Raw genomic sequence first — 314 nt, forward strand, 5'->3', positions numbered from 1 at the left:
TCATGGCGGCCGTCCGCCTCAATAAGAGGCGCATAGCCAGGAAGCGGCGCCGAGCGGCCCATATGAATCTCGTATCCTTGCACCGAAAACCGCTCGCCCGCCCACGTAAGCATCCCTTCCGTACGGATCGTGATTTTCGTCCGCTCAAGCGTCGTTTCAATCGGCAGCAAACCAAGTCCTTTTACTTCGGGGAGCGGCGTCTCGACTCCATACGGATCGCGGATGACGGCGCCAAGCATTTGGTAGCCGCCGCATAAGCCGACGACTCTCGCTTTTCCTTCATTGACAAGCGACACAATGCGGGAAGCGAGTCC

1 pseudogene is annotated in these 314 nt (G+C 58.6%); it reads right to left on the reverse strand.

Going from position 1 to position 314, the window contains the following annotated elements:
* Positions 1–314 (reverse strand): annotated as a pseudogene (locus tag U1T56_RS24420) (cobyric acid synthase); the annotation flags it as partial.

Source organism: Benzoatithermus flavus, assembly GCF_037908215.1.
Classification (GTDB): Bacteria; Pseudomonadota; Alphaproteobacteria; order Geminicoccales; family Geminicoccaceae; genus Benzoatithermus; species Benzoatithermus flavus.